Annotated in this window: 8 protein-coding genes; 5 read left to right on the forward strand and 3 right to left on the reverse strand. The window is 67.0% G+C overall.

What is annotated here, in order from left to right; genetic code table 11:
* Positions 1 to 134: 134 nt before the first annotated feature.
* The 4 genes from ACOQPE_RS02785 to ACOQPE_RS02800 all read left to right on the forward strand — a co-directional run bounded on the left by ACOQPE_RS02785 (position 135) and on the right by ACOQPE_RS02800 (position 6,890).
* On the forward strand, positions 135 to 2,816 hold the full coding sequence (locus ACOQPE_RS02785) for a DEAD/DEAH box helicase family protein (protein WP_420610402.1): 2,682 nt from the start codon (positions 135 to 137) through the stop codon (positions 2,814 to 2,816).
* A 313-nt stretch (positions 2,817 to 3,129) separates the two neighbouring features.
* Positions 3,130 to 5,922, forward strand: a complete 2,793-nt coding sequence (locus ACOQPE_RS02790; protein ID WP_420610403.1) for a DNA methyltransferase — start codon at positions 3,130 to 3,132, stop codon at positions 5,920 to 5,922.
* A 25-nt stretch (positions 5,923 to 5,947) separates the two neighbouring features.
* Positions 5,948 to 6,175 (forward strand): DUF433 domain-containing protein, encoded by a 228-nt coding sequence (locus ACOQPE_RS02795; protein WP_420610404.1) that lies wholly within the window; start codon positions 5,948 to 5,950, stop codon positions 6,173 to 6,175.
* A gap of 265 nt (positions 6,176 to 6,440) precedes the next feature.
* Complete coding sequence (locus ACOQPE_RS02800) at positions 6,441 to 6,890, forward strand: hypothetical protein (RefSeq protein WP_420610405.1); 450 nt, start codon at positions 6,441 to 6,443, stop codon at positions 6,888 to 6,890.
* 152 nt (positions 6,891 to 7,042) lie between these two features.
* Here the strand turns inward: ACOQPE_RS02800 and ACOQPE_RS02805 are convergent, their stop codons facing one another.
* Together ACOQPE_RS02805 and ACOQPE_RS02810 are read right to left on the reverse strand one after the other, a co-directional pair.
* A complete protein-coding gene (locus tag ACOQPE_RS02805) occupies positions 7,043 to 8,422 on the reverse strand; it encodes an alpha/beta fold hydrolase (RefSeq protein ID WP_420610406.1) in 1,380 nt (459 codons plus the stop codon).
* A gap of 211 nt (positions 8,423 to 8,633) precedes the next feature.
* On the reverse strand, positions 8,634 to 10,214 hold the full coding sequence (locus tag ACOQPE_RS02810; RefSeq protein WP_420610407.1) for an FAD-dependent monooxygenase: 1,581 nt from the start codon (positions 10,212 to 10,214) through the stop codon (positions 8,634 to 8,636).
* A 250-nt stretch (positions 10,215 to 10,464) separates the two neighbouring features.
* Here ACOQPE_RS02810 and ACOQPE_RS02815 point away from each other — a divergent pair, with 250 nt between their 5' ends.
* The gene (locus ACOQPE_RS02815; RefSeq protein WP_420610408.1) at positions 10,465 to 11,811 is read left to right on the forward strand and encodes an ATP-binding protein; all 1,347 of its coding nucleotides are present in this window, start codon (positions 10,465 to 10,467) and stop codon (positions 11,809 to 11,811) included.
* 56 nt (positions 11,812 to 11,867) lie between these two features.
* Here ACOQPE_RS02815 and ACOQPE_RS02820 read toward each other — a convergent pair whose 3' ends face one another.
* Positions 11,868 to 12,896 (reverse strand): L,D-transpeptidase family protein, encoded by a 1,029-nt coding sequence (locus ACOQPE_RS02820; protein ID WP_420610409.1) that lies wholly within the window; start codon positions 12,894 to 12,896, stop codon positions 11,868 to 11,870.
* Between the last annotated feature and the right edge of the window lie 8 nt (positions 12,897 to 12,904).

Below are 12,904 nucleotides of genomic sequence, written 5' to 3' on the forward strand. Positions count from 1 at the left end.
AGCGCCATCGAGGCCGGCACTGCAGTGTCGCTCAGTCAGGCGAGAATCGAGCAGGCATGTGGACTTGCCGACGCACCTGCGGCCAAGCATGATGAGTCTCGTGGTCGAAGCGGGACGGACACGCGGCCTTGAGCGTGTCTGACGCCGCTGCTGCGCTCGAGTTTGACCCTGCGGTCGATCCGATCCTGTGCTCGCCCTACGACGAACCTGATCTGCACTGGGATCTCGATCAGGCGGGCCGTGCCATTGCGGGGCGGTCGCCGGCACCGGGTCGCAGGAGATCGGCCCTGCTGCGGCCGGTGCCTGACGACGACGCCACCGCCACGATGGCTCTTGACATCCCGACCGATCACGAGAATCGGCTCATCAACGACATCCGCGAGCGCGTCCGCGCCTGGCGGAATGACGGCTACCCGGGTACCACGCCGGTCACTCGCAAGCTGCTGGTGCACTGGGCCGAAGACTCCTCGCACCGGCAGCTGCGGCCGTTCTTCGCGCAGCGCGAAGCCATCGAGACGCTCATCTGGCTGCGGGAGGCCGCCCGGCGCGACGCGCGCGAACGGCGCGATCTCGAAGAAGCGTCGCGCGCCGCGAATGACGGCATCGTGCGCTATTGCGCCAAGATGGCCACCGGCACCGGCAAGACCGCGGTGATGGGCATGCTGATCGCCTGGCAGACGCTCAACGCGGCGCGCACCGAGCGCCAACGCAACCAGCAGCACTCGTCGAGATTCCTGGTGCTGACTCCTGGGCTCACGGTGCGCGACCGTCTGGGAGTGCTGCGGCCAGGCTCACCGGGGAACGTGTACGACGAGCTCGGGTTGGTGCCTAACGAACTCAAGGGCGACCTGACCGCGGCACGCGTGGAGATCGTGAACTTCCAAGCATTTCGCCGACGCGACCCCACCGAGTCCACCGGCGCGCAGAAGGCGCTGCTGGGCCACGACCGCATCGATCAAACCGAGTCGCCGCAGGCGATGGTGCGCCGAGTGGTGGGTGGCCTGCTGGCGCGCCGGGGCGCCCACGGCGATCTCGTCGTCATCAACGACGAGGCCCACCACTGCTACCTGCCCCGTACCGGCGAGGGAGACCCGAAGCAGACCGCCGAAGAACGCAGCGAGAACAAGATCGCCTCGGTGTGGTTCAACGCCGTGCGGACGCTGCGCGACATGGGCGCGCTCGGCGAGCGCGACCGGCTCGGCGGCCAGGCATCGCCGGTGTACGACTTCTCGGCAACCCCCATGTGGATCGGCCGAGCCGCCCGCGGCGAGGGGTCGCCGATGTTCGAATGGGTGGCATCGGACTTCGGCCTGATGGACGCCATCGAGTCGGGCCTGGTGAAGGTGCCACGGGTGCCTGTCGGCGACGACACGCCGCTGGCTCGCACGGCGTGGCGGCGGCTGTACGAGGCGACGCCCGCGAAGAAGCTCCCCAAGCGCAGCAGCGACCCTGCCGCAGTACTGCCGCAGCCGCTCGAGGACGCGCTGGCGGCGTCGGTCAGCGAGTGGCGTCGCACGTTCGCTTCCGCGCAAGACCGCGGACAGCCCACGCCGCCGGTGATGATCGTGGTGACCAACACCATCGACAACGCCGTTGCGCTGTACGAGCACATCGCCGGCTGCGAGACCGCGGACGGCCGGATCGTGGCGGGCCGCTACGACGAGTTCTCCAATGTTGTCGAGCCGCCCGCGGGTGGCTCCACACAGTGGCGGGCGGACCCTTGCACACTGCTGGTGCATTCGCGGCCCGACGACGATGACGCCATCACCGCCCGGTTCGCGAAGCTGCTCCGGCAACAGGCGGCGCATATGGGCGACGACATGCCGGCCGACGCGATCCGCGAGGCCCTGAACACGGTCGGCAAGCCGGGACGGCTCGGCGCCGGGGTGCGCTGCGTGATCTCGGTGTCGATGCTCACCGAGGGGTGGGACGCACGAACGGTGCACCAGATCGTGGGCTTCCGGGCGTTCAGCTCGCAGCTGCTGTGCGAGCAGGTCACCGGGCGGGCGCTGCGGCGCACGTCGTACGAGTCGTTCCGTGAAGAACCCGGCAAGACGCACCTGCTCACGCCCGAATATGCGGAGGTGCTCGGCATCCCGTTCGAGTTCATGCCGATGCGCGGCACGCGGGTCGGGCCGCCGCCGCCCGACCGCACCGAGGTGTACTCGGTGCGCGGCAGGTCCGGCCTGCGCATCATGTGGCCGCAGGTGCTCGAGTACCGCACGATCGCGTCGGAGCACGGCTTTCGGCTCCGCCCGGCGGCCGTGCAGCCCGCCAAGGTGTCCGACGATGCCCCTGCACAGCGGGTGGAGATGGCAGGCGTGGCGGGCGAGATGATCGAGCTGTCGCCCAACGATCTGCAACGCCACAAGGCTGCCCATGTGCGCTGTGCAGCCGAGATTGCCAACCTGCTCACCCTCGGAGGCAACGGCGCGCTGAAGCCGCCACGAGGCGACCTTCGCGACAGCGGGCGGTGCGCACTGTTCGGCTCGGTCTATCGGGCGCTGAGCGACTGGCTTGCCCATCCCGCTGTCGACTGTGCCGACGCGTCGGTGCTGCTGCGGCATCGCAACAAGCGCGACTTCTACCAGCAGCTGATCGCCGCGTGCGATTTCGGCACGCATGCAGCAGCGACCCCCCCCCGCGACAGATCGCGGTGCTCGGCCGGCCGTCGCTGGGCGACACCGCGGGGGTGCGGTTCGAGACCACGCTGCGCCACATCCACACGGCGAAGCGAAGCGAGCTGTCGCACGCCGCGTGCCACTCCCGGCTTGAGCTCGACGCCGCTCGCATCCTCGACAATCACCCCGCAGTAGCCGCCTGGGCTCGCAACTTCGGGCTCGACTGGGCACTGCCGTACCACTTCGACGGAGCCTGGCGCCGCTACGAGCCCGACTTCGTCGCCCGCTTGACGAACGGGCTGAATGTCGTGATCGAGTGCAAGGGCGTCGTCGACCCCAAGGCGCTCGCAGCCGAGCGCTGGACGCGCGAGCACTGGATACCGGCCGTCGCAGGCTCCGCTGAGATTCCCGAGGAACTGCGCCGCTGGGCCTACGAGGTGGTCACCGACGCCGCCCACCTGCCCGCTCGCCTCGACGCATTGACCGCCGACCCAGACAAGGAGCACCCGTGACGCCACCGCCTGCCGACGCCGAATCCCACTCCTACGAACACGCTTCCGCGCAGCGGCCCAACCAGCCCACAGCCGAGACGGCCGCTCTGATGAGCGACGACGATCGTGCGCCGACCCCCTTCGAGACGGCAAGGCGGCTCCCCAAAGCAGTCGCGCAGGTGTACGAAGCTGGCATCGACTGCGACAGCGTCAACCTCGACCGCGATCTGAGAACTCACCCCGTGCTCGCCTGGGATCGCCAAGGCGCTACCTCGCAGATCAGCGGCGATGCGCAGGCCGATGCCGTCCACAGCTTCGACGGTGTGCCGCTGTACACCCGCGAGAAGGTCACCCCGGCGCTGCTGGTGGAGCAACTGCGCCGGGGCGATGCGCACCGGGCACTGCAGCTCGACTTCGACGGACTCGACGACGAAGCGCTCGAATGGGAGTGGTACCAGCACGCGGGCCACTGGCAGAACCGCCTCGTCCACGGCGACTCCGCTGCGGTGATGCAATCGCTGATCGCCAAGGACGGCCTGCGCGATGCGGTGCAGATGATCTACTTCGACCCCCCGTACGGCCAGAACTTCAAGTCCAACTTCCAGACCACCACCGGCAGGCTCGAAACGCCCGAGAAGCTCGACGGGCTGCCGGTCGGCGACACCATGCCGCTGCGAGCGTTCCGCGACAGCTACCGCAATGGCATCCACTCCTATCTCGACGGCATCCACGAGCGGGCCGTGCTGGCGCGTGAACTGCTCACCGACACCGGCTCCCTGTTCGTCCAGATCGGCGACATCAACGTCCACCGGCTGGCCTTGGTGTGCGACGAAGTCTTCGGCCCCGAAAACCGGGTCGCGACTATCACCTGGCGCCCGACCGGTGGCTCCTCAGCGAGAACGCTGCCGGAAAGCGCCTCATACCTGCTCTGGTACGCCAAAGACAAGTCACGGTGCAGGTACCGCCAGCTGTACGAACCCCTGACCAGCCAGCGTGATGTTGCCGAGTTCTTTGGAATCGCTGCCATGGTGCAAGTAGCTCAGGGTGTGGACCGCAATCTCACCAAGAACGAAAGACGGAACGCTGATGCGGCACTACCGCAAGGTGCGGAGTTGTGGCAGCGCGGGAACCTCACGTCAATGGGCGCATCCACCACCGGCCGTACACGCTGGGTTGAGTACGATGGTCACCGGTACCACTGCGGGGACGGACGACAATGGCGCGTCTCCGTGCACGACGGAGACGCACCAGTGTGTACCCCGCCGGACGACAATGGCGCGCGCACGGAGGCTTCGCCTCCGTGTCCCGACCCCGAGCCATGCGGCTTGTGCTGGCTCGGATGGACGGGAAGACTCGGGGGCAGCGGAAAGATGCTCCGGTGGAAGCAATTTGCATCCGAGACTCCCGGCCGACGCATCGACAACGTCTGGCACCGTGTCACCTCGGCCCGCGGCCAAAAGCGCTATGTCGTTCAAACCGCTAGTTCGATCATCGAGCGTTGCATGCTGATGACGACCGATCCCGGCGACCTCGTGCTCGATCCGACGTGCGGGTCGGGGGTGACCGCCGACGTTGCGGAGGAATGGGGGCGGCGCTGGGTCACCATCGACGTGAGTCGTGTCGCGATCGCAGTCGCCCGCCAGAAGCTGGCCACCTCGGTCTACACGTGGCATCGCACAACTGACGGCGGTACCGATCCCGCATCGGACTTCGTGTGCGAGCAGATGCCGAAGGTGTCGGCCGGCCGTCTCGCCGACCCGAACACCGACTGGGACCATCCCGACAACGTCATCAAGCTCGTCGATCAGACCGAGACTGAGCCGAAACGCGTGCGCCTCGCCAGCCCGTTCACCGTCGAGTCGCACTCGCCGTACTCGTACCTGCCCTTCGACACGGCACCCGCTGACACACCAAGAGCCGACCCAGCATCGGCCCGCGGCAACGCAGGCAAGGACACCGCGCAGCTCAGCGTCGTCGACCTCGGCCTGGCTTCGGGCGAGATCACCGGCGCCGTCATCGACGCGCTGCATCGCTCGCCCGTCTGCGACTCCGGCGGCCGGCCGCTGCTGCAAATCGTCGATCACGAGCGTTGGCCCGAGACCCATCTGGCCACTCACGGCGTTACCTGCACCCGACCCGGACGCGACACGCAGACCCAAGCCGGACTCATGATCGCGGCCCCTGACGCCACCGTGACCGCACCACAGGTCACGCGAGCCGCCGTGGAGGCCCGTCGCAATGCACCCGACTGTGCCGACCTCATCGCCGTGGGCTTCGCCTTCGACCCTGACGTGCCTGCCGCTGTCGGCCCCTGCACCGTGCACCGGGTCGTGGCCTCGAAAGACCTGCAGATCCCTGAGTTGTCCAAGCAGGGCGCCGACGGCGGCACGTTCACCTTGCTCGGCGAGCCGGACTGCGAGGTGCGCCGCACCTCCGACGGCACCTCGCTGGTCGTGCGGCTGCTGGGCTGTGACACCTACGACCCCTCCACCGGCACAGTGCGCGAGACCGACGAGGACCACATCGACTGCTGGATGATCGACACCGACCACGACCAGATGAGCTTCATCGCCCGGCTCACCTACTTCCCCAACGGCCTGCGAAATGACGCGGGTCTGAAAGCGGCCATGCGCAGCCTCGGTCGCGACCTTGTGCCCGACGCGCAGTCGCACATCACCTCGTTCCTGTCGCAGCCGTTTCCGATCCCGCCCGACGGACGACCCGTGGCTGTCAAAGCCATCACCGACACCGGTGCCGAAATGAACACCGTCATCTACCCCTACGCCTGGCAGGACGCTCCCGACGGCTGACCGGCCTGCGGATTAGCCTCTGACTGTGCACTTGGACCGGATCACCGTTGATCCGCACCGCATGGGCGGCCTGCCGTGCATCAGGGACTTGCGGGTGACCGTGGCAACGCTGCTCGGGCAGCTCGCTGCGGGAAGGACCCACGAAGACTTGCTGTCCGACTATCCGTATCTCGAGACCGATGACATCACCGCAGCGCTGGAGTTCGCCGCTGCACGTGTCAGTGAGAGAGAACTCGCCGTTCATTCCGCGTGAGGATTCGGGTCCGAGAACTGCCCATCTGGTGAAGGCGCGCCGCGGCACCTCACGGCACTGGTCGTGGGCAGCCGCACATCGTGGCGTTCAGCTCGCAGCCGCTCGTCGGCCCCAGATCGCATCCCCGCTGTGGGTCGATGCGGGTCGTACGATCTGGTCTGGCGCAGCTCTTGCCCGTTCGATCGCCGCAGGGGGGCTCTGACGGCGGATTCGGGGGCATCGGCTCGCTGCCGACACAGCAACCCGATCATGAAACGGACAGCCCATGGCCACTTCATCCAATTCCAAGCTCTCGATGGGAACAGTGCTCAGCCTGTACTGGTTCCTGTTCTGGATCCTGAACGGATTCGACAAGTTCTTCAACGCCGACACGTTCTTCGGAGCGAACTTCAAGGTCGGCCTCGAGAACAACTTCCTGCCGGCACTCGGCCTGAGCACATCGCTGGCGTGGCCGATCGCCATCATCGTGGGCATCATCGAGCTGCTGCTAGGGCTGATGTTCCTCATGGCCCTGATCCGCTTCTGGGGCGGCAACGATGGGCGCTACGACACTGCTCGGACCGCCATCACCCTCAGCGTGCTGTTCTTCGCCCTGCTGTCAGCCGGCGCGATCCTGTTCGGCGCACGCGACCCCATGTGGCAGCACGGCACCTTCATCGCCACGCTGCTGCTGACCCAGCACGCACTGCACGTCGCCGCGAAATCCGACGCCTGACGCTGCAGCATTCAGAGCCGGATTCGGTGGCTGGCTTCCGTCCACGAGCGCATCGAGCAACGACCGGCTCCTTCTCGGTCCGGTTGATCGTTGATCAGGACTGACAGACCCAGTGGCGGGGGTGCATGACGCCGTGAACTGGGGCGTGCTGCTCAGAATGTGGCGTCTGCTTCGATGCAGTCGAGCACGCTGAGCAGATGTCCGATGAATGCTTCGGGCTGTTCTTGCATGGCGAAGTGGCCGATGCCGGCCATCTCGGCGAACGTCGAGCCGGCTATTGCCTCGTGTGCCGCTTGTCCGTGCTCGACGAGCCCAGACCAGTCGTGCTCGCCGCTGAGGATGTGAACGCCGACTCGGCTGGTGTCGATCTCGTGCGCTCTTTCTCGCAGGTCGTGCTCGACCATGTAGTAGTAGAGGTCGCCCCAGAACGCAGGCGGCCACGCAGCCGAGTAGACGTGCGACACCTCTTTCACATAGGGCGTGGGCGCGTCAGGACCGCACAGGCTCTCCATCAGTCGGGCCTTGGCGTGGCTGCTGACGGCCGGATGCGATGCCACGGCGAACCCGTCCCAGTCGCCGCCGACATGCAGCGCGCCGCCCACCGAGATCACTGCCCGGAACTCGTCGGGATGGCGCAACGCCAGGTCGAGCGCCAGCATGCCTCCGACTGAGCAGCCCAAGAACACCGGACGGTCCAGCCCGAGCGCTTCGCTCAGTGCCACGGGCACTTGGCGCAAGAATGCCCCTTCCAGCCGATAGTCCTCGCACCACCACGGCAGGCCGTGGGGCGGCAGTGACTTGCCGTGGTACGGCAGGTCGTAGGCGATGAGCCGGAATCGGTCGGTGATCTCGGAGCGCTCGAACAGATGACGCCACTGGAGGCTCTGCGCGCCGGCCGTGTGCTGGGCCAGCAGCGGGATGCCGTCGCCCGCCTCTTCGTAGTACAGCCGGTAGTCGGCGCGGCGCCCCGCCGAATCTCCCAGTTCGACATGCACGTAGCGGCCGACGGGACTGTCGTGGCGTGATGCTGAGCCATCCTGCGGTAAAACGGCTGTGGCAGCGAGGCTTGCTTCGTCTGCGAGTTCGCGCAGCAGTTCTGCTGTCCGCTCGAGCGCCGGCAGGTATTGCCACAGCGTGAGCTGCTCGGTCTCGCTGTTGTCGAGCACGCCGAGCACCATCATCGGCGCCAGACGGGCCAGCCGTGGCTGCGGAACCGCCAGCAGCGGCGCCCACCCGTCCGCCGATCCGGTCACGGTGACCACACCATCGCCCGCCTCAGCCGGCACCGAGCCAGTGATCTCGCCGTCGGCCACGGTGAAGCCGAGCCATTGGTCGCCGATTCCGAGACGGATGCCGCCGGTCCAGAAGCGACACGCCAAGACCAGCTCCCGATCGCCCGCACAAGCAAGGGCGAATGCCTCCTGTGCAGGCAGCGTCGCCGCGTCGGACTCGGTGCCGATCGACACCACACCGGGCGCATCGGCCGACGGCGCATTCGATCCGTTGCTGGCGGATGCTGCTGTCATGCTCATCGTTTCCCCCTCAACCTTCCAGCCACGCATGCCTCTTGGCGCCTCGCGGCGGTGGAATGCCGCTCTCGTTCTTATCAGTTGCTCTCCTCCGACAGCACCGAGCCAACGTCAGGCCCGCCTTCGTCTGCTGCTGTGCCGGTGCGGGATGGCGCCGCATGCCCTACAAGACCTTCATGGCGCCTCGCTCAGGCCGCTTCCAGTCCGGCGTGATTCAGTTCGGCAGGTATCGGGAGAGTTCTGAGAGGTCGGGCGGGCCGCCGGGGTCGTTGCGGCTGCAGGCGATGATGCCGTCGGGCCGCACGAGGACCCAGGCGTCGGCTTCGTAGGGGTCCGCAGCGATGCCGGCGGGGAACTGGCGCACCACAACCGGTGCTCTGCCGGAACCAAGGTCGGCAATGGCGGCTTCCCATTCGGTGCGGGAGCAGTCGGGCCCGAGCACCAGCACGTAGGAGGATCCGTACCAGTCGAGGACGGACTCGGTCGCCTCGGCATCGACCCACACGTGGGGGGCACGGCGGCCTGATCGGACGACCGGCACGAAGCCGGCGCTCCCAGCCCGGGCGGGCGGTGCGGGCTCGGTGTTCGGCTCGATGAGGTCCGATGTCATCTCGAAGCCGAGCAGGAGATGGTCGTAGTCGGCGTACTGGTGGGTGCGCTCGATGTGTTCGGCGATGTCGTCGCCTCGAACGTGGCCGCCCATCATCGCGGTCATGTACTCGGTGGTGCGGACGCCGAAGTCGATCCGCTCGACGGCGATGGGCCGGTGCTCGGTCTCGTAGGTGGCGAGGATCGACTCGGGGGCCAGGCCTCGCACCACGTAGGCCAGTTTCCAAGCCAAGTTGCGGATGCCGGAGAACCCAGTGTTGTTGCCCATGCCGCCGGTGGGAACCGAGACGTGCGCGGCGTCGCCGGCGAGGAAGATGCGCCCCGCCGAGAACCGGGTGACGCATCCGGGGGTCGGCTGCCACATGCGCATGCTGAGGATCGACAGCTCGACGTCGTCATCGGTGCCGAGAGCCACGCGGATGCGCCGGCTGACGGCGTCCTCGGAGATCAGGTTCTCGTCGCCGACGATGACTTGGCAACGCCACCGCCGACGCCCGTCGAGCGGCTGGAAGATGACCACGCCCTCGGGTGTGGTGTTGTACAGCAGCGATCCCTTGCGGTCGCCGACGTAGGCGTCGAGGTCGGCGTGGAAGATCACGTCTTGGGAGAACACCGGCCGCGGCTCGGCTTCGAGACGGGTTCCGATCACCTCGCGCGTGCCGCTGCCCGGCCCGTCGGCACCGATGGTGTACTGCGCCGTCACCGGCTCGCGCTCATCGGTGTTGGTATTGCGCAGGGTCAGATGGGTGGCGTCGTCGGATTGGGAGACGTCGATGGCCTCGGTGTCGAAGCGGACCTCGATCATGGGGTCCGCGGCGACTCGAGACATCAGCGCCATCTCCACCTCGTCTTGTGCGGTCATCACGGGAACGCATGGGCTGTTCGGCCCCGGAACGCTGAGGAAGGTGGGGCTCGCGATGTTGGCGTACGGCTCGGTGGCCAGGCTGTCCGACCACCGGTTGCAGGCGGTCCAGTCGGGTCCGAGCCCCGTGGCCTCCACCGCCTTGTCGATTCCGAACTCGCGGAACAGCTCCATGGTGTTGGTGTCGACGAAACGCGACCGGGGGTGAGTGTTGAGCTCGCTACGCCGCTCGACCAGCAGCGACGGCACGCCGTGGCGCGACAGCAGCAGCGCCCCGGTGAGCCCGATCGGCCCGCAGCCGATGATGCAGACAGGAACCTCCATCAACGCCCTCCCTCACCCCGAAGTCGCATTGCACTGCCGAACCTACCGACACAACCGCCCGACTCGCAGCAAGCGACAGGGTCGCGGCCGTCGCGTGCACGAAATCGCGTACAGAACAGCGCAGTGCTGTCCTGACGTTCGCAGCTAGTGCTGTCGCAAGACTACATTTAGTGTCAAATATCTATTTGTAGTGTGTCAGACACGGATTTAGTGGCTACGTTCGAGGCCATATGCGTACTAGAGTGTCGTTGTGCCGAACCTGCTCAGCGACGCCTACGATGACGACCTGGCAGCTCCCAGCCCGTTCACACCGTCCTTCGGAGTCCCGCCGAACCTGCTCGTCGGACGCGACGCCTCCAAGCGCGAGATGCTCAGCGGTCTGCACAACGGGCCGATGGACAAGCGATTCGTGAGCGTGCTGCTCGGAGCGCGCGGCTCGGGCAAGACAGTCATGCTCGACGAATGCGAAGACGCAGCCGCAGCATCCGGATGGCTCGTGATCTCAGTGAACGCGACCACCGAGGGCCTCTTGGATCGCATCAAGAGCGAAGCGTCCCTCGCCCACAACGCGCACCCCATACTGCCCGACGCGCCGACGAGACAGACACGCAGCAACCGGCGAGGCCTCCGCCTCGGGCCGGCATGGTTCGAGAACGAAACCCAGCACATCCTGAGCGCTGACTGGTCATTGCGGCGCTGGCTCACAACTCTCGGGCAGCACGCCTTGGCGAACCGGACAGCCGTCTTGGTGACGGTGGACGAACTGCACGCCGCGGACCGCGAGGAAATGCGCAGCCTCTGCGCCGACATCCAGCACATCACACAACGCAAGCAGCTGCCGGTCGCAGTCCTGGCTGCCGGCCTGGGTGAGCTGCAAGAGATCCTCGCACGCGACAAGAAGCTCAGCTTCTTTCTGCGCTCCCACCAGGTGCATTTGCCGCCTATCTCAGCAGCCCAGGCACGCGGCTTCTACCAGACGATGTATGCCGATGCAGACGCCGGCATCGACACAGAAGCGCTCGACTACATGGCAGTGAACACCGGGCCGCTGCCGATCCGCATGCAGAGCATCGGCGACGCTGCATGGGAAAGCGCCAGCAGCGGAAGACGCCCGGTCACGCTGGACATAGCCAGGTTTGCCGTCGCCCAGACCGACACGTTCATGGACTCCCACGTCTTCACACAGGTCTGGCACGACCACAGCCGCGAAGAACACCTCTGCCTCGCCGTGCTCGCCGACCGCAACGGGACAGCAACCTTCGACGAGATCGCGGCCGGCAGCGGCCTGCCAAAGCACCGAGCACGCATCGCCACCGACCTGCTCGCCATGAACGAATGCATCACACAGGACCCACGCGGCGTCATCACCTTCGGGCCGGCCATGAGCATCCGCGTCGCCCAATGGGGCCGTCAGCGAATCCCGACTGCCGAACAGATCACCGGAGCGGCTCTGGCCAGCGAGGCCCCGGTGTCTTCGGGAACATCGCGAAGCGCCGGCGGGGACAAGCCGCGCTGCGGACACATGATGGTCCGCGCCGGGGTGCGCTGCGTGCTCGCCGCCGGGCACAACGGACCGCATCGCTCACGGCTGCGCTGACGACTAGGCCAACCGAGAGCGCCTGTACTGAACGCTGCCGCGGTTCGGCGCTGCGGTCAGGCGAGCACGACCACTGGGGTGCCGATCGAGGCCCATTCGTACAGGCGCTCTGCTTTGTCGTCTCGCTGGCGCACGCATCCGAGCGAGCCGAACTCGCCGAGGTCGGCCTCGGACTGCACCGGTCTGTCCTTCCAGCCGCGTGGTATGGAGTGGAAGCCGATCCAGTCGCCGTCTTCGTCGGTTGTGAACCGCACCATGTGCTCCATGGTGACCAGCCAGTTGTAGGAGATCGCATCTTCCGACTTGGACGTGACTGTGTAGCGGCCGGGCGCCGGCGATTCGGAGTGCCCGCTGACCGGGTAGCTGTCGATCACGCTGCCGTCGGCGCCGACCAGCCACACCCACTGGCCGCCCCGGTCGTAGATGACATGACGCGACCGCGTGATGCCCACATCGGGAGCCGCGTTTCCGCTGCGCCACAGTGCTTGACCCTGCGGCGTGACCACCGACATGACGCCGTCGTCGCCCAGCAGCAGCGATGCACCCGACTCGCTGCGGGTGTCGGTGGTCCACAGCTGTGCCGCCTCGCCGCTTGATCCTGCTTCACCGAATCCGAGGTGTGCGGTGTCGTACAGCGCGAGCTCGCCGTCGGCGCGCATCACCAGCAGCGGCATCGCCGGATGGTCGGGATCGCGAGGCTCGTAGGGCCCGGTCGACCACAGCGCGCCGTACAGACCCAGACCGTCGTCCGTGGCACGCAGCACCAGCCGGCCGTCGGGTTCGAGCGCCAGCCGGTACCAACCGTTCGGCGACGTGGCCGATTGGCCGACCGAGAAGTACTCGCCGGGTCCGAGCACCACCGTCGTCGGCACCTGTGGCGGAGGCTGATTGGTCGGACCAGCGATGCCGATGTCGTCGCTGAGCGGCCAAGACAGATCGAAGTCATGGTGCCACTGCTGAGAGGGCTCGGCACCCAGCGCCGTGATCCGGCCCGCGGCCCCCGCCGAGCTGGTGCCAAGCAACGCCAGCACCGCAACCAAGCCCAGTGCAAGAGCAATACGCGAACGCCCTGTCGAAACGAGCACGTACGGCG

Source organism: Candidatus Poriferisodalis sp., assembly GCF_965219595.1.
Classification (GTDB): Bacteria; Actinomycetota; Acidimicrobiia; order Acidimicrobiales; family Poriferisodalaceae; genus Poriferisodalis.

Coding starts and splice junctions, on each gene's coding strand:
- ACOQPE_RS02800 (WP_420610405.1), top strand. CDS start 6,441: ATGGCCACTTCATCCAATTCCAAGCTCTCGATGGGAACAGTGCTCAGC.
- ACOQPE_RS02805 (WP_420610406.1), bottom strand. CDS start 8,422: ATGAGCATGACAGCAGCATCCGCCAGCAACGGATCGAATGCGCCGTCG.
- ACOQPE_RS02810 (WP_420610407.1), bottom strand. CDS start 10,214: ATGGAGGTTCCTGTCTGCATCATCGGCTGCGGGCCGATCGGGCTCACC.